Source organism: Novosphingobium sp. FG137, assembly GCF_057809735.1.
The window spans coordinates 145,055-169,334 of record NZ_JBMDKN010000003.1 but is presented as its reverse complement, the minus strand read 5'-3'; the positions used below and the strand labels follow the sequence as shown (position 1 = coordinate 169,334).

Genomic DNA, 24,280 nt, shown 5'->3' with positions numbered 1-24,280 from the left:
TCGTCTTCGCGCCCTCTGCTTCCTCTGCGATCTCTGCGAGCCCCCAATCAAAAGCTCTTCGGCAGGCCCAGAACGTGCGTCGCCACATGGCTGAGGATGAGGTTCGAGGAGATCGGCGCGACCTGATAGAGGCGGGTTTCGCGGAACTTGCGCTCGATGTCGTACTCCTCGGCAAAGCCGAAGCCGCCGTGGGTCTGCACGCACATGTCCGCCGCGAACCACGAGGCTTCGGAAGCGAGGAGCTTGGCCATGTTCGCCTCTGTCCCCGCGCCCTCTCCCGAATCGAACTTCGCGGCGGCGTCTGCCACCATCTGCGCGGCGGCGGTGGTCTGGATATAGGCGCGGGCGATGGGGAACTGGACGCCCTGGTTCTGGCCGATGGGGCGGCCGAAGACGGAGCGTTCCTTGGCATAGGCGCTGGCGCGATCGATGAAGAAGCGCGCGTCACCGATGCATTCGGAGGCGATCAGGATGCGTTCGGCGTTCATGCCGGAAAGGATGTAGCGGAATCCATCGCCTTCCTTGCCGATGAGGTTTTCTGCCGGGACCGAGAGGTCGTCGAAGAAAAGCTCGGTCGTCGCGTGGTTGAGCATCGTGCGGATCGGGCGGATGGTGAGACCATTGCCGACGGCTTCGCGCAAGTCGACGAGGAGGACGCTCATGCCTTCGGTGGGGCGCGCGCATTCCTCGCGCGCCGTGGTCCGCACGAGGAGGACCATGAGGTCCGAATGTTCGGCGCGGCTGATCCAGATCTTCTGGCCGTTGACGATATAGCGGTTGCCATCCCGGCGGGCGAAGGTGGTGAGGCGCGTGGTATCGGTGCCGCTGGTGGGTTCGGTGACGCCGAAGGCCTGCAGGCGCAGCTCTCCGCGCGCGATGGCGGGGAGATAGCGGTCCTTCTGTTCGTCGGAACCGTGGCGCAGCAGGGTGCCCATCGTGTACATCTGCGCGTGGGCTGCGCCGCCGTTGCAGCCGGAGCGGTGGACTTCCTCGAGCACCGCCGTTGCCGCTGCCAGACCGAGGCCGGAGCCGCCGTAGGCCTCCGGGATCAGGACGGAGAGCCAGCCTTCGTTCGCGAGCGTGGTGACGAATTCGGTGGGGTATTTCCGATCACGGTCGAGCGCTTGCCAATAGCTTCCGGGGAAGCGGGCGCAGAGTTTGCGCACGCCTTCGCGCAGGTCTGCAAAGGTTTCCTCGCCGTGAAGACCGTCCGTCATGCCTCAACCGCTCCCGCAAAGTGCTTGTCCGGGAAGGCTATTGCCTGCCTTTGGCCCGCCGTAAAGCTTGGACGGGAGTGCAATTTTGCTAGTCTGCGCCGAGGCGGTGGCGTTCGCGGCGCAAGTAGACGAAGAGCATGATGAAGACGGGCACGATGACAAGCGCGGCGAAAAGGTCGTGCTCCACATGAACGCCGAAGAGTGCAAGGCCGCCGCTGAGATAGGCGAGCAGCGAGACGGCGTAGTACGTGATGGCGACGGTGGAGAAGCCTTCGACGAGGTGCTGGAGGCGCAACTGCGTGCGCGTGGCGCTTTCCAGCGATTTGAGGAGCTGGGCGTTCTGATCCTCGATCCGCGTCTCGATCCGGGTGCGCAGCAGCGAGGTGAGCTGGGCGGAGCGCTCGGCCAGTTCCTGCTGGCGGCGCACGACCGTTTCGCAGGTACGGATCGCGGGATGAAACCGGCGCTGGGTGAAATCGGCGAGGCTGGCAAAGCCGGGAATGGCGACGGGCGCGAGCGTGGCGAGGCGTTCGTCCACCAGCCGGGCATAGGCGGCGGTGGCGCTGAGCCGGTAGCGCGAATCGCTGGCGATGGTGCCAAGCTCGAGCGACATCGCGCAAAGCGCATCGAGGAGGTCGTTGTCGGAATTCTCGTCCGAATCGAGCTTGCGGCCAAAAGCGCGCAGTTCCTCTTCGGCGGCATCGAGCTTGGCCCAGCACGCGCGGGCCACGGGGAGGCCGAGGAGGGCCATGTTGCGATAATTCCCCAGTTCCTGCAGCGATTGCACCGCGCGGGCGAGATCGACCGGGCCAAGCTGGCCAGCGGCGACGACGAGGCGGCCATAGCCCTCGTCCTTGATGCGGAAATCGGAGGAAAGCCGCGCGCCACCGCCGAAATCGCAGCAGACAAGCTCCGCCGGATCGACATCGAACTGGGCCATGCGGGCAGCAGCAGCGGCGGCATCGGCTTCGATATCGATGAGCGTGGCGCGCAGCACTTCGCCCGGCGCGCCTTCCGCCCACGCGCGCGCTTCGGCAAGGAGCGGTGCATCGGGGCTGGCGAAGACGGTGAGCGTGGTCGCTTCGCTGTGCCGTTCCCAGGTGAAGAGGAGGCCTTCTGCGAGGATGCCCTGCATGTGGCGCTGGCCCGGCTCGGCAGCGAAAGCGGGGCCGCCGCGAAACGGGGGCAGGCCTTCGGAAGGGCCAAGACGCAGGATCTGGACGATCCGCATCGGCGGTGTGATGGGCGGCCAGCGCCGCAAATGCATCTCGCCGACAATCTCGCGCCGCAGCCGGTGCTCGTTCAACATGGCCTCTGGCACTCCCGTCCGGCGCGGCTTAGCGCCGGTCTATAGTCTTTCACAGCACACTTGCCGTTACAACCCGCATAGTCCAGATTGGTTGACACTATGAACCGCTTCCCCTTCTCCGCCATCGTCGCGCAAGACGAAATGAAGCAGGCCCTGCTGCTCGCCGCTGTCGATCCCGCTATCGGGGGCGTGATGGTCTTCGGCGATCGCGGGACCGGAAAATCGACGGCAGCGCGGGCACTTGCCGCGATTCTGCCGCCCATCGTGGCGGTGGAAGGCTGCCGCTTCGGCTGCGCGCCGACCGACGCGGGGACCTGTCCAGATCCCTGTACATCGAAGAAGACGGCGAAACGGGCGGTGCCTTTCGTCGATCTGCCGCTGGGCGCGACGGAGGACCGCGTGATCGGCGCGCTCGATCTCGAACGCGCGCTGCGTTCGGGCGAAAAGCGCTTCGAGCCGGGGCTGCTGGCCAAGGCGCACCGGGGCTTTCTCTATATCGACGAGATCAACCTGCTGGAGGATCACCTCGTCGATCTGCTGCTCGATGTGGCGGCTTCGGGCGAAAACCTTGTCGAGCGCGAGGGGCTTTCGGTGCGGCACAAGGCAAAGTTCGTGCTGATCGGCAGCGGCAATCCGGAGGAAGGCGAACTGCGCCCGCAGTTGCTCGACCGGTTCGGGCTTTCGGTGGAAGTGCGCACCCCGCAGACGCTCGATGCGCGCGTGGAAATCATGCGCCGCTGCGCCGCGCATGAACGCGATGCGGCCGCCTTCGGCGAGGAATGGGCCCCGGCAGACGCCAAGATCGTGCGCCGCATTGCGCGGGGGCGGAGCCGGCTGCCCACGGTCGAGACGCCGGACGCAGTGCTCTATGACGCCTCGCGCCTGTGCATGGCCTGCCGCGCCGATGGCTTGCGCGGCGAACTGACCCTGATGCGCGCGGCGCGGGCGCAGGCCGCGCTGGAAGGGGCGGCCACGGTGCTGCGCAAACACGTGATCGCCGTCGCCCCGATGGCGCTGCGCCACCGCTTGCGCCGCGACGTGCTGGACGAGACCGGATCGACCACCCGCATCGAACGGGCGGTGGCCGAGGTGTTTGGATGATATCGCCTGATGCGCCGTCCGCTGCAGAGGATGCGGCGCTGGCGCTGCGTGCCTTTGCGCTCTGGCCGGCGGGCTTCGGCGGGCTCTGGCTGCGCGGCCCCGGCCCGGCGCGCGATGGGCTGGTCGAGCGGCTGGGCCAGGCGGTGCACCTTCGGCGCATGCCCGCGCATATCGATGGCGAGCGGCTGCATGGCGGGATCGATCTCGCCGCCAGTCTTGCCGCCGGGCGTAGTATCTTGCGGTCAGGCTTTCTGGAGGAAGCGCGCGGCGGCGTGGTGATTGCGCCGCTGGCCGAGCGGATCACCGCATCGCTGGCCGGCAGCGTGGCGCAGGCGCTGGACCACGCGGAAGCGGGCGAGCGTTTCGGTCTCGTGCTGCTCGATGACGGCGCGGAGCGGGACGAGGTGCCGCCGCTGAGCCTGACCGAGCGCGTGGCGTTTGCCTGCGAACTGGGAAACGCCGCACCGGGCGGGCTGGCGCAGACGGAACTGCCCCAGCCGCTGGCTTCCCCCGCCGAGATCCCGGCCTGCAGCGCGGAAGGGCTGGAAGCGCTTGCCGCCGTTTCGCTGGCGCTTGGAGTCGATTCCGGACGGGCGCTGCGCTTTGCCGCGCTCACTGCCGGGGCCAGCGCGCTGCTCGATGGGCGCGGTATTGTGCGCGAAAGCGATCTTGCGGCAGCGGCCCGGCTGGTGCTCGCCCCGCGCGCGACACGCTTGCCGCCGCCTCCGCCCGAGGATGAGGAGGAGGCCCCGCCCCCTCCCCCGCCCCCTGCGGACAGCGAGCCCGATACGCCGGGCGACGAGGAGCAGGAGGACAACGGGACGCCCGATCCGGACCAGCTTATCGAAGCGGCGGTGACGGCCATTCCGCCCGGCCTGCTTGAGGTGCTGGCGGATGGCCGCACCCGGCGCGGCGCGGGGAGTGGCGGCGGCGCGCGGCATCTTTCGCCGCTGCGGGGCCGTCCGCTGGCCGCACGGCAGGGCCTGCCGCGCGGCGGAGCCAGGCTTGCGTTGATCGATACGCTGCGCGCGGCTGTACCGTGGCAGGCGCTGCGGCGGGCGGAAGGCGAGGCGCGTGCGGGCCTGCGGATCATGAAGGACGATGTGCGCGTCCGCCGGTTCGAGGCGCGTAGCGCTTCGGTCACGATCTTTGCAGTCGATGCCTCGGGATCGGCGGCGTTTAGCCGGCTTGCCGAGGCCAAGGGCGCGGTCGAGTTGCTGCTAGCGCAGGCTTATGTGAAGCGCACGGAAGTCGCGCTCGTGGCGTTCCGGGGAAGCGATGCACAACTGCTGCTGCCGCCCACCCGTTCGCTTACCCGCGCGCGGCGGGCGCTGACAGAGCTGCCGGGCGGCGGCGGCACCCCGCTTGCGGCGGGCCTTTCGCTGGTCTGCACGCTCGGCACCGGCCTGACACGGCGGGGTTATACGCCGCTGCTGGTGATCCTGACCGACGGGCGCGGCAATATCGCGCTCGATGGCAGCGCCAACCGGGCGGCAGCCACGGAAGACTCGCTGAAAGCCGGGCGCGCGATTGCGGCGGCTGGCCTTGCCGGCGTGGTGATCGACATCTCGCCCCGCCCTCGCCCCGAAGCTTCAGCTGTCGCTGCGGCCATGCGCGCGCGCTATGTGCCGCTGCCGCAGGCCAACGCGGCCACGCTGAGCAAGGTGATCGGGGCGCTGACATGAGCAAGCCGCTCGTCTGGGAAACCGACGGCCGCGATTGGCCGCACCGCGCGGCGAGCCGGTTCGTGCAGGCGGGGCCCCTGACCTGGCACGTGCAGGAGATGGGGGAAGGCCCGGCGGTGGTGCTGCTCCACGGCACCGGCGCGGCCACCCACAGCTGGCGCCACCTGATGCCGCTCCTTGCGCAAGACCACCGGGTGATCGCGATGGACCTGCCCGGCCACGGCTTCACGCGCGGGCGGCCATCTGGTGGCCTCACGCTGCCCGGCATGGCGGCGGCGGTGACGGCGCTGCTCAACACGCTGGAGGTTCGGCCCGAGCGGCTGATCGGCCACTCGGCAGGGGCGGCGATTGCGCTCAGGATGATCCGCGAGGGTTTCGCAGTGCCCGAGGTCATTGGCCTCAATGCCGCCCTCTCCCCGTTTCCCGGGTTTTTTGCGCCGTTGTTTCAGGGGCTCGCGCGTGCGCTGGTGCTCAATCCGCTGGTGCCGCGCCTGTTTGCTGCCAGCGCGCGGACCTCAGGCGATACCGGGCGATTGCTTGTCCGCTCGACCGGTTCGCAGATCGAGGCCGATGGCGTGCGCTGCTACGCCATGCTGCTGGGCAATGCGCTCCATTGCCGTGGGGCGCTGGAGATGATGGCCGGGTGGGACCTTGCCGGGCTGCAGCGTGATTTCCCGGGGATCACCGTGCCGGTCCGCCTGATCCACGGCGCCAAGGATGCCGCCGTGCCGACCAGCTCGGTCGAGCAGGCGGCCAAGTTGCTGCCGCAGGCCACGCTCAGCGTGCTTGCAGGTCTCGGCCACCTGGCGCACGAAGAGCGCGCGGATCTCGTTGCGGAGGCCATTGCCGCCACCGCGCCGGTACATGCTTGAGAGGGAGGCAGCGCGTGGCTCAGAACTTCGGTTGGATCGAGATGGTTGTCTTCGGCGGCATCGCGCTTTCGCTCGGCGTGTGGCAGCTCGTTTCGGTCAACCGCGAGATTGCGCGGGACAAGGCGAAGAAGGACGCGGCGCCGAAGGACTGAGCGATCAGCGGCGCGCCCTCGGCATGCGGTGCGGGATCAGTTGCTGCACGATCGGTGAGCAGAAGCGGTCCAGCGACAACGTTTCCTGCATTGCCACCACCGGCTCGCCATAGAGCCGCGCGTGGAGCGTCGAGCGGGTGTAGAAGGGCGAATCCTCCCAGGTGCGCCGAACCGTGGCATGGCCGCGATCCGCGCGGGTGAGGCGCTCCATCTGCCATAGCGTGTTGGGCAGCGGTGCGGTCGGCGGCAAATCCGCCTCGTGCGGCACCCCGGCTGAATCGAACCGCAGTGCGCTGGCAAAGGTGGAGCCATCGCGGCGCTGGCCTTCGTAGAACACCGCGACATGCTTGCCGAGATGCGCGCGCGACCAGTGCCAGATGCGGAAGCCTTCCTCGAGCGACTCCGAGCCGCGATTGCTATCGAGATAGGCGCTGCCCTTCCAGCTGAGCGCCGGCGCCTGCATTTCGACCGAGATCCGCGCGCGCGGGGCGAGGCAGTGCCACACATGCTTGCCCGCCGGATCGAGCGCGAACGCCTCGGTGTTGAGCATTTCGGGCCAGACCTTGATCTGCCCCGCCACGCGGCGGCGGAAGGGGTTCATGATCCGCTTGTCGACTTCCTCGATGTCGATGATCAGGCAATCGCCCGCCCAGCGCACCGAGCTGGGCCCGATTGCGAACTGATCCGCCTCCGGCTTGACCGCGTGCTCGCCCCGCTCGGTCATCGTCCAGCGCGCCTTGGGGCCATAGAGCGCGACATTGAGCGCGCAGTGATCCAGCGGGTTTCCGCGGCCGGAACGCTTGAAATAGGGTGAGAACACGCTGCCGATGAAGGCGATCAGGGTGAGGCCGTGCTGGCCATCGTCGCTGAGCGCATCGACGTACCACCAGCTGTAGCCACCCGGCGGCACCGGCGTATCGAAGCGGGGATGCGCATCACTGTCGCGGCTGCCTGGTGCGCGGACAAGGCGGTCTTCCTCACCTCGGTTGAGCAGGGCCCAGGGATCGGGAGCGACCGGCGCGGGCGGCAGGGCGCCGTTCATCCGCGCGATGCCCTTCCACAGCGGCGGCCATTCTTCGGCCGTTTCCGGGCCACTGTCCTTGAACTTCAGCGCACCATCTGCGTGGGTTTCTCCTCGCCACATGGCTCAATCTCCCTTTCCCCACACGCGGGGCTTGCGAGGGATGATTGACGCATTGCCCCTAAATGTCCAATGTAATTGACATATGGATATGTCCAATCATCTGGATCTGCCCCAAAGGGCCGGGATCAGGGAACGCTGGATCGGCTGGCGCAACCGTCTTTTGACGAATCCCCGGTTCCAGCAATGGAGCGCGGCCTTCCCGCTGACTCGGCCGATCGTGCGCTCCCGCGCGCGGCGGGCCTTCGATCTGGTGGCGGGCTTTGCCTATGCGCAGGTGCTTGCCGCCTGTGTGGAAGGCGGGTTGCTGGACCTTCTGGCCGAAGGCCCGTGCGACACGGCGACAGCGGCGAACCGCGCGGGACTTGGCCTTCCCGCCACCGAGCGACTGCTGCGCGCCGCCGCTTCGCTGGGCATTGCCGAATCGCTACCCGGCGGGCGCTGGACGCTGGGGATGGATGGCGCTGCGCTACAGTGCAATCCGGGCGCGCGAGCGATGATCCGGCACCATTCGCTGCTCTATGCCGACCTTGCCGATCCGTTGGCGCTGCTACGCGCAGACCGCAAGGAGCCGACTGCGCTTTCGGATTTCTGGACTTATGCGCGGGCCAGCGCGACCGGCACCGTACCGCCCGGGCGGCAGGGCGATGCGGAAAACGCGCCGGCTGCAACTGCCTATTCCGCGCTGATGGCGGCCTCGCAGGCGATGGTCAGCGAACAACTGGTCGCGGCCTACAAATTCAGCCGCCACAAGGCGATGCTCGATGTTGGCGGGGGCACGGGCGCCTTCGTGCGGGCGGTCGGTATGGCAGCGCCCTCGCTGCGACTCGGGCTTTTCGATCTTCCCGATGTTGTCGCCGGTGCCGAAACTTCGTTGGGCCGCGACGCGCTGATCGCCCCCCGGCTGACCATGCACAAGGGCAGCTTCCTCCATGATCCGCTGCCCACGGGCTTTGATCTCATCACGCTCGTGCGGATCTTGCACGATCATGATGATGAACCGGCGCTGCGCCTGCTGCGCGCAGTGCGTGCGGCGCTTCCGCCCGGCGGAACGCTGCTGATCGGCGAGCCGATGGCCGGAGCCGCAGGCGGTGCGGCGATGGGCGATGCCTATTTCGGGCTTTACCTCTGGGCGATGGGATCGGGCCGCCCGCGCCGCCCTGATGAACTCGGCGCCATGCTGCGCAGCGCGGGATTCTCCAGCTGGCGCGGGCTTTCCACGCATCTTCCGCTGGTTTGCGGCGCGATTGTCGCCCGCGTCTGACGCGCGGTGCCCGATAGCGGGCAAGTTTCCACCAAAACGGATCACCGGCGCTCATGCACAGCTTGTCGCACTACCCTTCCGCACAAAAGTGTAGTGCCGAGTTGACACTTGTTGATGACAATGTAAGCTGACACTCGGAAAGCCCCCTAGACCGAACGGTACGCCGTCCGGGCCGGGGTGAGGGGAAATGTGGTCGTGGAAGCATTAGCGCTAATCATGGAGGCTCCGGAGCAACTGGCTCTCCGCCCCCTCGCGCTTGATGCGCCGACCGGCGCCGACGTGGTTGTCGAAGTCCGCTGGAGCGGCATCAGCACAGGCACCGAAAAGCTGCTCTGGACCGGGAAAATGCCGATGTTTCCGGGCATGGGTTATCCGCTCGTGCCGGGTTACGAATCGGTTGGTCGGGTGATCGATGCTGGTCGGGATGCCTGGGCGCGAATCGGTGATTGGGTCTTCGTTCCCGGCGCCAGCTGCTTCCGCGATGCGCGCGGCCTGTTCGGCGGCTCGGCTCGCCGCCTCGTTCTCCCATCGACCCGCGCACTGACCATAGACGAGTCGCTGCAGGCTGACGGCGTGCTCTTCGCCCTCGCCGCGACGGCGCTTCATGCGCTCGATGGCGGCACCCTGCCCGATCTCATCGTCGGCCACGGCGTGCTTGGCCGCCTGCTGGCCCGCATCACGATGGCGCTGGGCGCACCTGCCCCCACCGTCTGGGAAACCGATCCGCTCCGCACCGCCGGCGCTATCGGCTACACGGTCGTCGCGCCCGATGCCGATCCGCGCCGCGATTATCGCTCGATCTGCGATGCCAGCGGCGATTCGAACATTCTCGATACGCTGCTCTCGCGCCTGGCGCGCGGCGGCGAGATCAACCTTGCCGGGTTCTATTCGGACCGGCTGAACTTCGCCTTTCCGGTGGCCTTCCGCGCCGAGGCCCGCATTCGCGTGGCTGCAGAGTGGAGCCCCGGCGACCTCGACCGGACGCGCGATCTCGTTCGCGACGGCCGGCTCGACCTCAGCGGCCTGGTCACCGACGTTCGCCCTGCGAGCGAGGCGGCCGAGGCCTATCCTGCGGCCTTCACAGACCGCAACTGCCTGAAAATGGTACTCGATTGGAGCAACTGCGCATGACGACTCTTGAAGCATCTGCGCGCGTCCAGGCCCTTCGCGACGAAGCCGCGATCGAACCCGACGCGATTGTACCTACCGAAGTGACCAAGGAAACGCAGATCATCGCGATCTACGGCAAGGGTGGCTCGGGCAAGAGCTTCGCGCTTTCCAACCTCAGCTACATGATGGCGCAACAGGGCAAGCGCGTGCTGCTGATCGGCTGCGATCCCAAGTCCGATACAACCTCGCTGCTGTTCGGCGGCAAGAGCTGCCCGACGATCATCGAGACCTCCTCGCGCAAGAAGCTGGCGGGTGAGGAAGTGAAAATCGAGGACGTGTGCTTCCAGCGCGACGGCGTTTTTGCGATGGAACTCGGCGGACCCGAAGTCGGCCGTGGTTGCGGCGGGCGCGGCATCATCCACGGTTTCGAACTGCTCGAGAAGCTGGGCTTCCACGAGTGGGGCTTCGATTACGTGCTGCTCGATTTCCTCGGCGACGTGGTCTGCGGCGGCTTCGGCCTGCCGATCGCGCGTGACATGTGCCAGAAGGTCATCGTCGTCGGCTCGAACGACCTGCAGTCGCTCTACGTGGCGAACAATGTCTGCAAGGCGGTCGAATATTTCCGCTCGATGGGCGGCAATGTCGGCGTCGCGGGCATGATCATCAACAAGGACGACGGCACCGGCGAGGCGAAGGCCTTTGCCGAAGCGGTCGATATCCCGGTGCTCTGCGCGATCCCGGCGGACGAGGACATTCGCCGCAAATCCGCCAATTACCAGATCATCGGCCGGCCTGACTCGCAGTGGGGCAGCCTGTTCGAAGAGCTGGCGGAAAACGTCGCCACCGCTCCGCCGCGCCGGCCCAAGCCGCTCGACCAGGACGGCCTGCTCGGCCTGTTCTCGCCCGAGGAAACCGGCGGCAGCGTGACTTTGCTGCCTGCGACCCAGGCCGACATGCGCGGCGGCTCGTTCGAACCCAAGGCTTCGCTGGAGGTCGTCTACGATGACATCTGACGCGCGCCCCCCTGCTGACCGTATCGACGCCACACCGGACGCGCTCGTCCCGGCGGGCGACGGGGGCGGCTGCCATGGCGGCACGGACCGGATGCGCGAGGCGGCCCGCGCCGCAGGCAAGAGCGAAGTGCTCGATCGCTATGCCGCCGACTATCCGGTCGGCCCGCACGATCAGCCCCAATCGATGTGCCCCGCGTTCGGCTCGCTGCGCGTGGGCCTTCGCATGCGGCGCACCGCAAGCGTGCTCTCGGGCTCGGCCTGCTGCGTCTATGGCCTCACCTTTACCTCGCACTTCTACGGCGCGCGGCGCAGCGTGGGCTATGTTCCGTTCAATTCGGAAACACTCGTCACCGGCAAGCTCTTTGAAGATATCAAGGAAGCGGTCGAGAACCTCGCCGATCCCGAGCACTACGATGCGATCGTGGTCACCAACCTCTGCGTGCCCACGGCCAGCGGCGTTCCGCTCCGTCTGCTGGGCAAGGAAATCAACGGCGTCCGGATCATCGGCATCGATGTTCCCGGTTTCGGCATTCCGACCCACGCCGAAGCCAAGGACGTGCTCGCCGGAGCCATGCTCGCTTACGCCCGCAGCGAGGCTGAAGCAGGCCCGGTGAGCGCGCCCCAGACGCGGCCCGACAAGCCGACTGTCACCCTGCTGGGCGAAATGTTCCCGGTCGATCCGATGGGCATTGCCCAGATGCTTGAACCGATGGGCCTGGCTGCCGGCCCTGTCGTGCCGACCCGCGAATGGCGCGAGCTCTATGCCGCGCTTGATTGCGCCGTCGTCGCCGCGATCCACCCTTTCTACACCGCCAGCGTGCGCGAATTCGAAGCCGCCGGCCGCACCGTCGTCGGCTCGGCGCCGGTTGGCCGCGACGGCACGGCCGACTGGCTGGCCGCGATCGGCCAGGCCTGCGGCGTAAAGGCCGATCTGGTCGCCGCCGCGCAGAACCGCATCCTGCCTGCGATCACCGCAGCGCTTGCGGCCCGCCCGATCAAGGGCCGGATCACCGTTTCGGGCTATGAAGGCTCGGAACTGCTGGTCGCCCGCCTGCTGATCGAAAGCGGCGCGGACGTCCGCTACGTCGGCACTGCCTGCCCGCGCACGGTCTGGTCCGATCCCGATCGCGAGTGGCTCCAGGCCCGCGGCGTGAAAGTGCAGTATCGCGCCAGCCTCGAGCAGGACATCGCGGCGGTCGAGGAATTCCGCCCCGATCTCGCCATCGGGACGACGCCGGTGGTGCAGCATGCCAAGCAGATGGCGATCCCGGCGCTCTATTTCACCAACCTCATCTCGGCCCGGCCGCTGATGGGCCCGGCAGGCGCAGGCAGCCTGGCCATGGTGGTCAACACCGCCATCGCCGGCAAGGCGCGCTTCGATCGCATGGCCGCCTTCTTCGACGGCGTCGGCACCGGGCACGCCACCGGTGTCTGGGAAGATACCCCGCAGGACCGCCCAAGCTTCAAGAAGAAGTACGCGGCATTGAACGAGGCTGCCCGCAAGGCGGCCGAGGCGGTGGGCTCATGATCTTTCTCATCTCCTACGGCGACCAGCGCCTCGCCATCACTGTGCAGCCCGCGCGGCAGCCGGCCGTTCAGCCATCAAGCCCGCACTCCGACGAAACGTCGGTGCTGCTGTTCGGCCATAGCCTGGGCAAGGCCCTGAGCCAGATGTTCGGAGCGCGCGCATGACGCTGATCATCGATCATGATCGGGCCGGTGGCTATTGGGGCGCGGTCTACGTCTTTACGGCGGTCAAGGGCCTGCAGGTCATCATCGATGGCCCGGTGGGCTGCGAGAACCTGCCGGTCACCTCGGTGCTGCACTACACCGATGGCCTGCCGCCGCATGAACTGCCCATCGTCGTGACCGGCCTGGGCGAGGAAGAGCTCGGCAAGACCGGCACCGAAGCGGCGATGCGCCGCGCCTGGAAGACGCTCGACCCGGATCTCCCGGCTGTCGTCGTCACCGGCTCCATCGCCGAGATGATCGGCGGCGGCGTGACGCCCGGCGGCACCAATATCAAGCGCTTCCTGCCGCGCACGATCGACGAGGATCAGTGGCAATCGGCCGACCGCGCGCTGAGCTGGCTTTGGACCGAGTTCGGCCCCAAGGCGATGCCCGCCCCCAAGGCCCGCAAGGAAGGCGAAAAGCCCCGCGTCAACATCATCGGCCCGGCTTACGGCATGTTCAACATGGCCTCGGATCTCGCCGAAGTGCGCCGCCTGATCGAAGGCATCGGCGCCGAGGTGAACGTGGTGTTCCCGCTGGGCTGCCATCTTGCCGATATCCGCAAACTGGCGGATGCCGACGCCAACGTCTGCCTCTACCGCGAGTTCGGGCGGAACCTGTGCGAAGTGCTCGAGCGGCCCTACTTCCAGGCGCCGGTAGGCCTTACGTCGACCACCCGCTTCCTCGAAGCGCTGGGCGCATCGCTGGGTCTTGATCCCGAGCCGTTCATCACGCGCGAGAAGCACACCACGATCAAGCCGCTGTGGGACTTGTGGCGTTCGGTGACGCAGGACTTCTTCGGCACGGCGAGCTTCGGCATCGTCGCGAACGAGACCTACACGCGCGGAATCCGCCATTTCCTCGAAGAGGACATGGGCCTCCCTTGCGCCTTCGCCTTCTCGCGCAGTGCAGGCGTGAAGCCGAAGAACGAGGACGTGCGCGATGCGATCCGCGCCGGCGCGCCGATGGTCGTGTTCGGCAGCTATAATGAGCGGATGTACCTCGCCGAATGCGGCGCGCGCAGCATCTACATCCCGGCGAGCTTCCCGGGTGCAGCGATCCGCCGCCACCCCGGCACGCCCTTCATGGGCTATTCGGGTGCGACTTACCTGATCCAGGAAGTGTGCAACGCGCTGTTCGATGCGCTGTTCCACATCCTCCCGCTGGCCACCCAGCTCGATGCGGTGCCCGCCACGCCGGCGCGGCTCCACCGCGAGCTGCCGTGGAGTGACGAGGCCAAGGCGCGGCTCGACGAACTGGTCGAAGCACAGCCGGTCCTCATCCGCATCTCCTTTGCCAAGCGCCTGCGCGACGCGGCTGAAGCCGCCGCGCGCCGCGAAGGCGAAAGCATCGTCAGCCCCGACAGGCTGGCAGATGCGCTGCTCGGTGCTTCCGCACCATGAGCCGCGCGCACGAAATGACCCGCGCCAACGCGGGCACCACCATTCCCTCGGTTTCGGCCGTTGGAATATCGCCGGGGGGCGATCGCCGCCTCTCGCTTTGCACGTCAATACTGGAGATGCAGAAATGAGCGATGATCGCCTTGGGCTCAGGACCTACCTGACCCCCGAAGAAGCCAAGGAATTCCACAAGCTGTTCATGAGCAGCTTCCTCGGCTTCACCGCAGTTGCCGTGGTTGCCCACGCGCTCGTGTGGTCGTGGCGTCCCTGGATTTCGTAAGAAATCCACCGACACAACTACCGCGTTTGGCCGTAACGGCCACCCGGCCATTTCTTGGCCGAACATGTACGACCGCGCCCAGATGGCGCATTCACAAGGACAGATACCATGTGGAGAGTCTGGCTTATTTTCGATCCGCGCAGGGCCCTGGTGGCTCTTGCTGCCTTCCTGTTTGTGCTGGCAATCGTGATTCACTTCATCCTGCTCAGCACGCCTCGCTTCAACTGGCTCGACGGCCCGCACACTGCGGCCCCGGCAGCCGCAGCCGCTGGCGCGGCCGCACCCTGACCACCTGCAAGGCAAGAGGCGGCATCCCACCCATCTGATGGGGGACATGCCGCCTCCGGCACTGCCGGGGGGAACCGGTTGATTTTCCATGTACTTGTGCCCGCCAGGCTTGGGCGGGGGAGGATAGAGCTATGGCGCTCCTCAGTTTCGAGCGGAAGTATCGCGTGCGCGGAGGCACGTTGATCGGCGGGGACCTTTTCGACTTTTGGGTCGGCCCGTTCTACGTTGGGTTTTTCGGAGTGATCACGGCGATCTTCGCCTCACTCGGAACAGCCCTCATTCTCTACTGTGCCTCACAAGGCGGCACGTGGAACCCGTGGCTGATCTCGATCGCCCCACCTGATCTCAAATACGGCCTGGGATTTGCCCCGCTCAGTCATGGCGGATTCTGGCAGGTGATCACGGTCTGCGCGATCGTATCGTTCACATCGTGGGCGCTGCGCGAGGTCGAAATCTGCCGCAAACTCGGCATGGGCTATCATGTGCCCATCGCCTTCGGGTTTGCAATCTTCGCCTACGTTTCGCTGGTGGTGATCCGTCCGGTCTTGCTGGGTGCCTGGCACTTCGGCTTCCCCTATGGGATCTTCAGCCACCTCGACTGGGTGTCGAACACCGGCTACCAGTACCTGCACTTCCACTACAATCCGGCGCACATGCTGGCGGTGTCGTTCTTCTTCACCACCTGCCTCGCGCTCGCATTGCACGGCGCGCTGGTGCTGTCCGCGGTCAATCCCAAAGAGGGCGAGACCGTCAAGACGCCGGAATACGAAGACACCTTCTTCCGCGATCTGATCGGTTACTCGATCGGTACCCTGGGCATCCACCGCCTGGGCCTGCTGCTGGCGCTCAACGCCGGCTTCTGGAGCGCGGTCTGCATCATCATCAGCGGCCCGCTGTGGACCCGCGGATGGCCCGAATGGTGGAACTGGTGGCTCAATCTGCCGATCTGGTCGTGAAGGAGGACTAGCCATGGCTTACCAGAATATCTTCACCCAGGTTCAGCTCAGCCATGCCCCGGAAATGGGCATTGGGATGAAGCCCGGCAGTGATCCTCGCGGCACCGCCGTAGGGTTCAACCACCTCTTTGGCCGCTTTGGCCAGGCCCAGCTCGGCCCGATCTACCTTGGATGGACGGGGCTCCTCGCCCTCCTGTGCGGGTTCATCGCGTTCGAGATCATCGGGCTCAACATGATGGCGTCGGTGAACTGGAACCCAATCCAGTTCGTCCGCATGCTGCCCTGGCTCAGCCTCGAGCCGCCGGGGCCGGAATACGGCTTCTCGCCCATCGTTCCGCTCGCCAAGGGCGGCTGGTGGATCCTCGCCGGCATGTTCCTGACGCTCTCGGTCCTGCTCTGGGCGATCCGGACCTACCGCCGGGCCCGCGCACTCGGCATGGGCACCCACGTATTCTGGGCGTTCATGTCAGCGATCTGGCTGTACCTCGTGCTCGGCTTCATCCGGCCCGCCTTCATGGGCAGCTGGTCTGAAGCGGTGCCCTTCGGCATCTTCCCGCATCTCGATTGGACTGCTGCGTTTTCGATCCGCTATGGCAACCTGTTCTACAATCCGTTCCACGCCCTCTCGATCGCCTTCCTTTATGGCTCGACCCTGCTCTTCGCGATGCACGGCGCAACCATTCTGGCAGTCGGCCGCTACGGCGGTGAGCGCGAGATCGAGCAGATTACCGATCGCGGTACTGCATCGGAGCGTGCGGCCCTGTTCTGGCGCTGGACCATGGGCTTCAACGCCACGATGGAATCGATTCACCGCTGGGCATGGTGGTTTGCCGTGCTGACCACGCTGACCGGCGGCATCGGCATCCTGCTCACCGGCACCGTTGTCGATAACTGGTACCTTTGGGCACAACAGCACCACTACGCGCCGGCCTATCCCGACACCGGGGTCGTTGATCCGGCATTGGGGAGCACGGGACAATGAGAAGCACCATGCTACTGCGCCTCGGCGCGGTCCTCGCCGGCGCGGCACTGCTCGGTGCCTGCCAACTGGAAACCAAATCGGTCGCGCAGAACGGCTATCGGGGCACGGGCATGGACCAGATCCATCTCGTCTCCGACAAGAAGAAGGTCGGCGAGGTTCCCCCGCCGCCCTACGATCCGCCGAAGCCGGGCGGCAAGCCGGCCCGCGAAGCCTACCAGAACGTCCAGGTTCTGGGTGACATCTCGGAGGACGAGTTCAGCTACACGATGGCCGCGATCACACAGTGGATCGCACCGGAGCAAGGCTGCAACTATTGCCACAATCCGGCGAACATGGCCTCTGACGAGCTCTACACCAAAAAGGTCGCGCGGCGGATGCTGCAGATGACCCGGAACATCAACACGGGCTGGACACAGCACGTGAAGCAGACCGGCGTCACCTGCTACACCTGCCACCGCGGACAGGCGGTGCCGAGCGAGAACTGGGCGCTGCCGGCAAAGGGCAATCCGGATACCATTCTGGGCAACAAGCATGGCCAGAATGCGCCGCTTGCCACGACGGCCTATTCCTCGCTCCCGAACGAGGCGTTTGCCAAGTACCTGCTTGATGCGAAATCCAGCAACATCCGGGTGCAATCGAACTATAGCCATCCTTCGGGCTATGCGGCGACGGCGAACAAGACCACCACGATGGAAACCGAGGGCACCTACAGCCTGATGATGCACACCTCCTCGGCGCTCGGCGTGAACTGCACGTTCTGTCACAACGCCGGCTCGTTCCAGGCCTGGAACATGAGCACGCCCAAGCGCGTTGGCGCCTGGTACGGCTACCGCATGGTGCGCAACATCAACGGCGAATACATCGGCTCGCTTGCCAGTGTGTTCCCCAAGCACCGGCTGGGACCGCAGGGTGATCCGCTCAAGGTCAACTGCGCAACCTGCCACCGCGGCGTGAACAAGCCTCTGGGCGGCGTCTCGATGGTCAAGGACTACCCGGCCCTGCGGCCGACCGGTCCGATGATCACGGCAGCGGCTGCACCTGCCCCGGCAGCTCCGGCTGCGGCGGCAACCAAGATGCCCTGACCCCGGTCAGGCAACACAACACCCCCGCGCACGCAACCGGCGCGGAACACCTGGCCCCTGCGATCCCACACGGATCGCGGGGGTTTTCTTTTTGTGGGTGGGGCTACTGCGGAAAGAAGTGCAGCATAGCGGGCATCAAGCCTTCTGGCGTGACAACCGCGCTGTTGCAGACCTTTGACGATGCGTTAGCCTGAACCATGCGTGACGTTCACCACATGCAGATCAGTGCGATGCTTCGCGGCGATTCCATCCGCTGGCATCTTCTGGGCTTGGTGGCAGATCTCGGTCTGCCAGATTGCTGGATCGCGGCTGGATTTGTCAGGAATGCGGTCTGGGATGCCCTGCACAATCGCCCACCACGGCCACCTCTGGGTGATGTCGATGTGATCTGGTTCGATCCAGACCGCAGTCAGGAATGGCATGATCGCAGTCTTGAAGATGCTCTCCGCGTTGCTGCGCCTTCCATTGACTGGTCGGTGAAGAATCAGGCGCGGATGCACACCCGCAACAACGATCCCCCCTATCAATCTGCAACCGACGCCATGCGGTATTGGCCTGAGACAGCGACAGCCGTGGCTGCGAGGCGCAGCGGGAGGGATCAGATCGAGATTGCCAGCCCGCTCGGCCTGGATGATCTCTTCAACTTGGTGCTCCGGCCGACGCAGAGGTTCATAACTGAAAAACTGGCCATCTACGACGAAAGGATCAGTTCAAAGGACTGGACGACAGAGTGGCCGTTGCTAGCCTGCACGAAACCGCTCTCTACGTAACCTCGGTTCTTCTGACTACTGTCCGCAGCTGTGGTACACCCAATGCTGACACGTTACTGCCGAAGAACCTATTGACGCTGCCTTAAGCGTGCAGGCTCGTGGTAGGTGCTACCGTCGCTCTGGCTTCCCGCCTTCGCGGGAATGACGAAGGTCAGGTGGCCCATCCGGTATTGTTGTGCTCTACCGCCCCCTGCCCCGGCGCATCATATCCGCCAGATGGACCGGGAACGACGCCGCCAGCGGCAGCGCGATCCACGGCCAGCTGGCGCCGACCAGCGCGGCGCGCAGGCCCAGCATCATGCAGGCGCCGGGGAGCAGGAGCAGCGCGACATCGATGGCGGGGCGGCCTGCGCGCATCAGGAGCAGCGCCTCAACGGCCAACACGGCGAGCACGAGATCGGCGGCGTGGCCGCTGGCGAAGAAGGCGGCAAGATTAGGCATCACATGGTCTGCACTGTTGCGCCAACACCCTTCGACAAGCTCAGGGTGAGCGGGGTTTTTGGAGCGACCGTCGAGATCAGAACGGCCCGTTGAGCTGGATCACCTGCCAGTTGAGTGCGCCCGCGACCGAAACCCACGCCAGATACGGCAGGAGCAGCAGCGCCGCGATGCGCGAAAAGCGGCCGCAGGCGAAGATCAGGACGACGATCGAGACCCACAGCACCGAAAGCTCGACAAAGGCCCAGTCCGGCCGGCGCAACTGGAAGAACAGGACGGTCCAACTCACGTTGAGCGCGCCGTTGATCGCGTAGAGGCCGATCAGCGTATCGGCTGAACGGCTATCGGGCGCGGCGCGCCAGGCGTTGACACCGGAGGCGGCGATCAGCGTGAAGACGACAGTCCAGATCATGCCGAAGGCGGGCGGCGGCGGGTTCCAGCTGGGCAAGCGCAGGCTCAGATACCAGCCGGTCGTGTCCGTCATCGTGCCGCCCACCCCGGCCACCACGATCGCCGCAATCGCGGCAATGGCAATCGGCAGTCCCCAGGGCCTGTTACCCATGGGAGCGTTCAAGGGTGCGCTGCCCTGAGGCCAAGGAGATGCGCTGTGTCTTTCAGGAAGATCCTGAGGTGCGCCATCGGATCGGCGCGGACCAGCTTCTTGTTCATATAGGCCTGCCAGGTCAGCTTCTGCACATCGGGATCTGCGCACATCGCCACGAAGCGTTCGCGGCGCTTGTCGCTGGAATACCAGAAGTATTGCATGATCCCCAGGATCAAGAACACCCGGCCATGTTCGCGCATGAAAGTGCGCCGTGCGGCCCTGAGCGCGCTGGGCTTGCCGGTGAGCAGGAACTGATGCGCGGCGTTTGCGGCATGGCGGCCGCAGGTCATCGCATAGTAGATCCCCTCGCCCGAGGCGGGCGCGACGACGCCGGCGGCATCGCCCGAGACGAGGACGTCACGGCCGTTGTCCCAGCGTTTCAGGGGTTTGAGCGGGATGGGCGCGCCTTCGCTGCGCACCGTTTCGCAATGGGCGAGGCCCATTTCCTGGCGCATCGTGGCGACCGAGCCCCTGAGCGAAAAGCCCTTGTTCGCGCTGCCGACGCCGATGCTTGCGGTTTCACCGTGGGGGAAGACCCAGCCATAGAAATCGGGCGAGACGCGCCCCTGGTAGATCACATCGCAGCGCGCCGGATCGTAGCCCTGATCGTTGGCCGGCGGGGACTTGATGATCTCGTGATAGGCGAAGACGCATTTGACGTTTTCACTGTTGGGAATGCTGTCGCGCGCGACGCCTGAACGGGCGCCGTCTGCGCCGATGACCAGCCGCGCGCGGACGCGGTGTTCCGGTCCGCCGCGGTTTTCGCGGTAGACGACCACGGCGCCTTCGGCCCCATCGCGATCAATCCGCTCGAAGGTGCCGGTGCGGCGTTCTGCCCCCACTTGCGCGGCGCGATTGCGCAGCCATTCATCGAACACGTCGCGATCGACCATGCCGACATAGCCGATCTCGCCCACCGGCATATCGACAGCGCGGTCTGACGGGGCGACCATGCGCGCGCTGCGGGCGCGGGCGACGAGGAGGCTGTCGGGAATGGCGAATTCTTCCATCAGGCGCGGGGGGACTGCGCCGCCGCAGGGCTTGATGCGACCTGCGCGATCGAGCAGCATGACCGAATGGCCCATGCGCGCCAGATCCGCGGCAGCAGTTGCCCCCGAAGGCCCGCCGCCCACCACCACGACGTCGAATTCGATCCCGCTCATGCTTCCGCCTCCCGCAAACTGATTGACGCGCCCTGCCCTGCAATGCGCGCTGCCATGACCGCCGCGGCCATGAACAGCATGGCCTCAAGCGCAAAGATTGTCTGAAAGGCGCCGCCATCGCTTTCCGCGTGGCGCGCCAGATCGACGCCGATTGCCCCGGTGAGCCCACCGAGCCCGAAGGCGATGCCCTGCGCCGCGCCCCACACGCCCATGCGCACGCCGGTATCAGCACCGGACCCGCTACCCGCCAGGCTCATCATCGCGCCGATGGCGGAGACCGCGAACACGCCGTTGGCAAAGCCGAGCGCGGCGATATTGGCGGCGAGCGGCCAGCCCGGCCCCACCCCGGCACCAACCGCAAGGCCCGCGAGCGCGAGCGCCGAGCCGACGCAGCCGGCGGCGATCCAGCCCCGAAGTTCCCCGGCGGCGCGACCAGCGAAGGCGCTGCCGCCGATACCGGCGACGATCATGCCGAGGAGCACGCCGCTGTGCTGGACAGCGGAGAGCGAGGTCGATTGCGCGGGGCTCATGCGGAACACGATCCCGGCGAAGGGTTCAAGGATGAGATCCTGCATCGAATAGGCGAGCATCGAGAGGAACACGAACACGGTGAAGCGTCGAGCTGCGGTTTCAGCGAAGACCGCGCGCAGGGCATCGCCGAAGTTGGTCTGGCTTGCAGGTTCGGGGTTGGCGGCCTGAACGCGGCGTTCCAGCCGGAAGGTGGCGAGCACGGTGAGCACGAGTGCAGAGAGCGCGATGCCACCCGAGACTTGCACGAGCCGGGCCCACGAGAACGGCTCGAGCAGCGCGCCGGCGGTGCCTGCAGACAAGACGATGCCCATCACCATCATGATCCAGGTAAGGGCAGCGGCGGCGGCGCGGCGCTGGGGCGCGACATCGGCGGCGAGGAGCGCAAGGAGCGAAGTGCCTGCCGCGCCGACGCCCCCACCGATCAGTATGAAGCCGAGGAGCAGCAACGCGTTGGCGGGCAGCTGGGGGAGCGGCAATGCGAAGACCGCAAGCATGGCGCCAAAGCCGAGCACCGCGACGCCGCCGATAATCCAGGGAGTGCGGGCATGGCCGCGATCCGAGCCATGGCCCCAGACGGGGCGCGCGAGCTGCACGGCATAATGGAGCGCGACGAGCCCGGCGGGTACGGCGGCGGCCATCCCGTATTCGACGACCATGACGCGGTTGAGCAGCGAAGTGGCCAGCATGACGATCGCGCCGATGGAGGCCTGAACCAGACCAAGCCGAGCGATCGAGAGCCAGCCGAAGCCGGAGGGTGTGCCAGCGCGGGCCATCACCAATGGCCGCCAAGGCCGCCGGCGGCTGCCAGCATGCCGAGGACGTAGAGCGTGACGCCAGTCCCGCCATACCACGGCGCACGTTTGGCCGGGTCGGCGATCAGCTTGGGCATGAGCGCGAACTGCACGGCGAGCACCAACGCAACGATGCCAGCAGAGAGCATGAGGCCTTGCTGCACGAGGTAGATCGCGACGATCACCTGCGCGAGCGCCATGACCCCGCAAGCAAACAAGGCGGCGTTGCGCACGCCGAGCACGACGGGGAGCGAGCGCACCCCGGTCTGCTTGTCGCCCTCTACCGCCTTGAAATCATTAAGTGTCATGATGCCGTGCGCGCCGAGGCTGTAGAGCACGAGGACGACGAGCACCGGCGTGGGCGGCAAGGTGCTGGTCATCACGGCCGCGCCGGTGAACCAGCTGAGACCTTCATAAGTGAGGCCGACGAGCGCGGGGCCCCACCAGCCGCTGGCCTTGAGGCGGAAGGGCGGCGCGCTGTAGGCCCAGGCGGCAGCAAGGCCGACGAGCGATGCGACCATGACCCAGATACCGAGCGCCGCGCCCACCGCGAAAGACAATACCGAGCCAACGCAGGCGATCCAGAGGCCCCAGCGGCCGGGGATGCGGCCCGAGGGGATCGGGCGATTGGGCTCATTGATGGCATCGACATGGCGATCGAACCAGTCGTTGATGGCCTGGCTGTTGCCGCAAACCAGTGGGCCGGCAAGGAGGCCGCCTGCGATGATCGCGATCCAGTGGCCGGAAGCTGGCTGACCCGACGACACGGCCCCGCACATGAAGGCCCAGATCGGCGGGAACCAGGTGATCGGCTTGAGCAACTCCAGCACGTCACGCGGGGCGGGGCGCCGAATGTCCTTGGCGGTGGCAGGAGCCCCGGGCTGGGCCGAAGTGGCAGGCTGCGTCATACCTCGGAGGGTATGGTTGACACCCACAAGTGTCAATTGATTCTTACACTTGCAGGTTAGACGCTATTCGCTCTCACCCACGAGATTGCCGAGCCCATAGCGGTGCAGCTTGGAATAGAGGCTCTGGCGGCTGAGGCCGAGGATTTCGGCGGCCGAAGCGCGGTTATCCGAAGTGTAAGCCAGCGCGGCTTCGATGCAGAGACGCTCGATCAGGTCGGTACTCTCGCGCACGATTTCCTTGAGCGAGGCGCGACCGACGAGTTCGGTCAGTTGCTCGACCGAGCGGGGCAGATCGAGCGGCGTAGGCGGCAGATCGCGGAGGCGGCGGCCGATCTCGCGGATCGCGAAGCCATAGCAGGGGTTGTCGCCCGAGGTGCGGACGGCGGACAGCTCCACCGGCTCTTCCAGTTCGGAATCGCGGGCGCGGACGACCGTGCTGACATTGCGGGCAAGGCCGTACTTGGTGAGTTGGCCTTCGATGAGATCGAGATCGATGCCGGGACGACCGACGAATTCGCCGAGCGGACGGCCGCGGATCTGATCGAGCGAGGCGGCGCGCGCCAGTTCGAGGAACGCGATGTTGGCCGCAATGATCCGCATATCGGAATTGGCGACCACGAAGGCATCGGGCATGCGCTCGACAATATCGAGCAAGGTGGCCGCGCCTTCGGTGTTGCGACTGTCGGGGCTGCCGAGCCGCACAAGCAGGTAGCGCCCGCCGAGCTGGCGGAAACCGGTGGCGGAGATGGTCAGTTGCTGGCGCGCCCGTTCCAGCTCGACCGTGAGCGGTGAAACCTCCGACGTCGTCAGCACCGCGCCGAGATAGGCGATCAGCGCATCGCGCGAGCCGCGCGCGATGAGGCTGGAGAGCTTGGCACCGACAAGGCTGCCGGGGCGCGCTTCGAGCACCGAATGCGCGGCGGGGTTGGCTTCCTGGATGCGCTGGCTGTCCGCCTCCACCAGCAGGACCGGTTCGGAGGACAGATCGAAGAGCAGGCGATAGCGTGTCTCGATCTGGCGCAGGCGCATGTAGTCCCGCTCGAGCGACTGCTGGGCCTGGAGAAGGCGCTGCTGCAGCACGACTGCATTGCGCATGTCACGCCCGACCGCGATGAGGTGCTTGCTGCCCTCGAGGCGGATCAGGAGATAGCGGACCGGGATATCGCCGGCGCTGCTGGTGTGGTTGATCTGGCGCCAGCGATTGCCCGCGTCACCATGTTCCCCCAGCAACATGTCCTTGACCTTGCCGCGGCTTTCGACCGTGACGATGGCGTCGAAGTGCTGGCCGATCCAGCTGTCGCAGCCCGGAAAGTCCTGCCGATTGGCGGCGACATCGAGGATGTGGCCTTCAGGATCGAGCGCGAGGGTGACATCCCCCGAGGCGATCACAAGGCGCATGGCATCGGCCGGGCCGATACCGTTGAAAGCGGATTCCAACCGTGAAAACGGTGTCTTGTCCGCGAGGGCGCGTTCGGGTTCTACCACGGTGGCG

The 24,280-nt window shown here is 66.4% G+C and carries 25 protein-coding genes; 16 read left to right on the top strand and 9 right to left on the bottom strand.

The window, feature by feature from the left end; genetic code table 11:
* Window positions 1–47: 47 nt before the first annotated feature.
* Both ACODS2_RS10345 and ACODS2_RS10340 read right to left on the bottom strand, forming a co-directional pair.
* A complete protein-coding gene (locus ACODS2_RS10345; protein WP_488998735.1) occupies window positions 48–1,217 on the bottom strand; it encodes an acyl-CoA dehydrogenase family protein in 1,170 nt (389 codons plus the stop codon).
* Between the two features lie 88 nt (window positions 1,218–1,305).
* Window positions 1,306–2,526 carry a DUF3422 family protein gene (locus ACODS2_RS10340; protein ID WP_488998734.1) on the bottom strand — a complete coding sequence of 407 codons (1,221 nt, stop codon included), beginning with the start codon at window positions 2,524–2,526 and terminating at the stop codon, window positions 1,306–1,308.
* Between the two features lie 99 nt (window positions 2,527–2,625).
* On the opposite strand from ACODS2_RS10340, the gene bchI reads away from it, so the two are divergent.
* Genes bchI through ACODS2_RS10320 form a run of 4 tightly spaced genes read left to right on the top strand, consistent with a single transcriptional unit; the run spans window position 2,626 to window position 6,336 of the window.
* Entirely contained in the window at window positions 2,626–3,627 is a 1,002-nt protein-coding gene (gene bchI, locus ACODS2_RS10335) for a magnesium chelatase ATPase subunit I (RefSeq protein ID WP_298171263.1), read from the top strand.
* Window positions 3,624–5,312 carry a magnesium chelatase subunit D gene (locus tag ACODS2_RS10330; protein ID WP_488998733.1) on the top strand — a complete coding sequence of 563 codons (1,689 nt, stop codon included), beginning with the start codon at window positions 3,624–3,626 and terminating at the stop codon, window positions 5,310–5,312. The genes bchI and ACODS2_RS10330 overlap by 4 nt, the downstream gene beginning before the upstream one ends.
* Entirely contained in the window at window positions 5,309–6,184 is an 876-nt protein-coding gene (gene bchO / locus ACODS2_RS10325; RefSeq protein WP_488998732.1) for an alpha/beta fold hydrolase BchO, read from the top strand. Before ACODS2_RS10330 ends, bchO begins: the two co-directional genes overlap by 4 nt.
* A 14-nt stretch (window positions 6,185–6,198) precedes the next feature.
* On the top strand, window positions 6,199–6,336 hold the full coding sequence (locus ACODS2_RS10320) for a hypothetical protein (RefSeq protein WP_298171255.1): 138 nt from the start codon (window positions 6,199–6,201) through the stop codon (window positions 6,334–6,336).
* Between the two features lie 4 nt (window positions 6,337–6,340).
* On the opposite strand, the gene ACODS2_RS10315 is transcribed toward ACODS2_RS10320, so the two are convergent.
* Window positions 6,341–7,480, bottom strand: coding sequence for a hypothetical protein (locus ACODS2_RS10315; RefSeq protein WP_488998731.1), 1,140 nt, complete (start codon window positions 7,478–7,480; stop codon window positions 6,341–6,343).
* A gap of 88 nt (window positions 7,481–7,568) precedes the next feature.
* Between ACODS2_RS10315 and ACODS2_RS10310 the strand changes: the two genes are divergently transcribed.
* From ACODS2_RS10310 to ACODS2_RS10255, 12 genes are all read left to right on the top strand, one after another.
* A complete protein-coding gene (locus ACODS2_RS10310; protein WP_488998730.1) occupies window positions 7,569–8,741 on the top strand; it encodes a methyltransferase in 1,173 nt (390 codons plus the stop codon).
* A 195-nt stretch (window positions 8,742–8,936) separates the two neighbouring features.
* Window positions 8,937–9,872, top strand: coding sequence for a chlorophyll synthesis pathway protein BchC (gene bchC, locus ACODS2_RS10305; RefSeq protein WP_298171248.1), 936 nt, complete (start codon window positions 8,937–8,939; stop codon window positions 9,870–9,872).
* Window positions 9,869–10,864: a chlorophyllide a reductase iron protein subunit X gene (locus ACODS2_RS10300; RefSeq protein ID WP_488998729.1), complete on the top strand. Its 996-nt coding sequence runs from the start codon at window positions 9,869–9,871 to the stop codon at window positions 10,862–10,864. Before bchC ends, ACODS2_RS10300 begins: the two co-directional genes overlap by 4 nt.
* The gene (bchY, locus tag ACODS2_RS10295) at window positions 10,854–12,392 is read left to right on the top strand and encodes a chlorophyllide a reductase subunit Y (RefSeq protein ID WP_421838992.1); all 1,539 of its coding nucleotides are present in this window, start codon (window positions 10,854–10,856) and stop codon (window positions 12,390–12,392) included. Before ACODS2_RS10300 ends, bchY begins: the two co-directional genes overlap by 11 nt.
* Window positions 12,389–12,556, top strand: coding sequence for a hypothetical protein (locus tag ACODS2_RS10290; protein WP_488998728.1), 168 nt, complete (start codon window positions 12,389–12,391; stop codon window positions 12,554–12,556). The genes bchY and ACODS2_RS10290 overlap by 4 nt, the downstream gene beginning before the upstream one ends.
* Window positions 12,553–13,998, top strand: coding sequence for a chlorophyllide a reductase subunit Z (gene bchZ, locus ACODS2_RS10285; protein ID WP_298171242.1), 1,446 nt, complete (start codon window positions 12,553–12,555; stop codon window positions 13,996–13,998). The genes ACODS2_RS10290 and bchZ overlap by 4 nt, the downstream gene beginning before the upstream one ends.
* Window positions 13,999–14,122: 124 nt before the next feature.
* Complete coding sequence (pufB, locus tag ACODS2_RS10280) at window positions 14,123–14,275, top strand: light-harvesting antenna LH1, beta subunit (RefSeq protein ID WP_072383985.1); 153 nt, start codon at window positions 14,123–14,125, stop codon at window positions 14,273–14,275.
* 108 nt (window positions 14,276–14,383) lie between these two features.
* A complete protein-coding gene (gene pufA, locus ACODS2_RS10275) occupies window positions 14,384–14,563 on the top strand; it encodes a light-harvesting antenna LH1, alpha subunit (RefSeq protein ID WP_298171240.1) in 180 nt (59 codons plus the stop codon).
* 131 nt (window positions 14,564–14,694) lie between these two features.
* On the top strand, window positions 14,695–15,519 hold the full coding sequence (gene pufL, locus ACODS2_RS10270; protein WP_298168457.1) for a photosynthetic reaction center subunit L: 825 nt from the start codon (window positions 14,695–14,697) through the stop codon (window positions 15,517–15,519).
* 13 nt (window positions 15,520–15,532) lie between these two features.
* The gene (pufM, locus tag ACODS2_RS10265; RefSeq protein ID WP_488998727.1) at window positions 15,533–16,501 is read left to right on the top strand and encodes a photosynthetic reaction center subunit M; all 969 of its coding nucleotides are present in this window, start codon (window positions 15,533–15,535) and stop codon (window positions 16,499–16,501) included.
* The gene (gene pufC, locus ACODS2_RS10260) at window positions 16,498–17,583 is read left to right on the top strand and encodes a photosynthetic reaction center cytochrome PufC (protein ID WP_488998726.1); all 1,086 of its coding nucleotides are present in this window, start codon (window positions 16,498–16,500) and stop codon (window positions 17,581–17,583) included. Before pufM ends, pufC begins: the two co-directional genes overlap by 4 nt.
* Before the next feature lie 197 nt (window positions 17,584–17,780).
* Window positions 17,781–18,353, top strand: coding sequence for a nucleotidyltransferase family protein (locus ACODS2_RS10255; protein WP_488998725.1), 573 nt, complete (start codon window positions 17,781–17,783; stop codon window positions 18,351–18,353).
* A gap of 180 nt (window positions 18,354–18,533) precedes the next feature.
* Here ACODS2_RS10255 and ACODS2_RS10250 read toward each other — a convergent pair whose 3' ends face one another.
* From ACODS2_RS10250 to ppsR, 6 genes are all read right to left on the bottom strand, one after another.
* Entirely contained in the window at window positions 18,534–18,794 is a 261-nt protein-coding gene (locus ACODS2_RS10250) for a hypothetical protein (RefSeq protein ID WP_488998724.1), read from the bottom strand.
* A gap of 76 nt (window positions 18,795–18,870) precedes the next feature.
* Entirely contained in the window at window positions 18,871–19,353 is a 483-nt protein-coding gene (locus ACODS2_RS10245) for a TspO/MBR family protein (RefSeq protein ID WP_488998723.1), read from the bottom strand.
* 8 nt (window positions 19,354–19,361) lie between these two features.
* Entirely contained in the window at window positions 19,362–20,558 is a 1,197-nt protein-coding gene (locus tag ACODS2_RS10240; protein ID WP_488998722.1) for a geranylgeranyl diphosphate reductase, read from the bottom strand.
* Window positions 20,555–21,862: a BCD family MFS transporter gene (locus ACODS2_RS10235; protein ID WP_488998721.1), complete on the bottom strand. Its 1,308-nt coding sequence runs from the start codon at window positions 21,860–21,862 to the stop codon at window positions 20,555–20,557. Before ACODS2_RS10235 ends, ACODS2_RS10240 begins: the two co-directional genes overlap by 4 nt.
* Window positions 21,862–22,788, bottom strand: coding sequence for a chlorophyll synthase ChlG (gene chlG / locus ACODS2_RS10230; protein WP_488998720.1), 927 nt, complete (start codon window positions 22,786–22,788; stop codon window positions 21,862–21,864). Before chlG ends, ACODS2_RS10235 begins: the two co-directional genes overlap by 1 nt.
* Window positions 22,789–22,851: 63 nt before the next feature.
* Complete coding sequence (gene ppsR, locus ACODS2_RS10225) at window positions 22,852–24,273, bottom strand: transcriptional regulator PpsR (protein WP_488998719.1); 1,422 nt, start codon at window positions 24,271–24,273, stop codon at window positions 22,852–22,854.
* Between the last annotated feature and the right edge of the window lie 7 nt (window positions 24,274–24,280).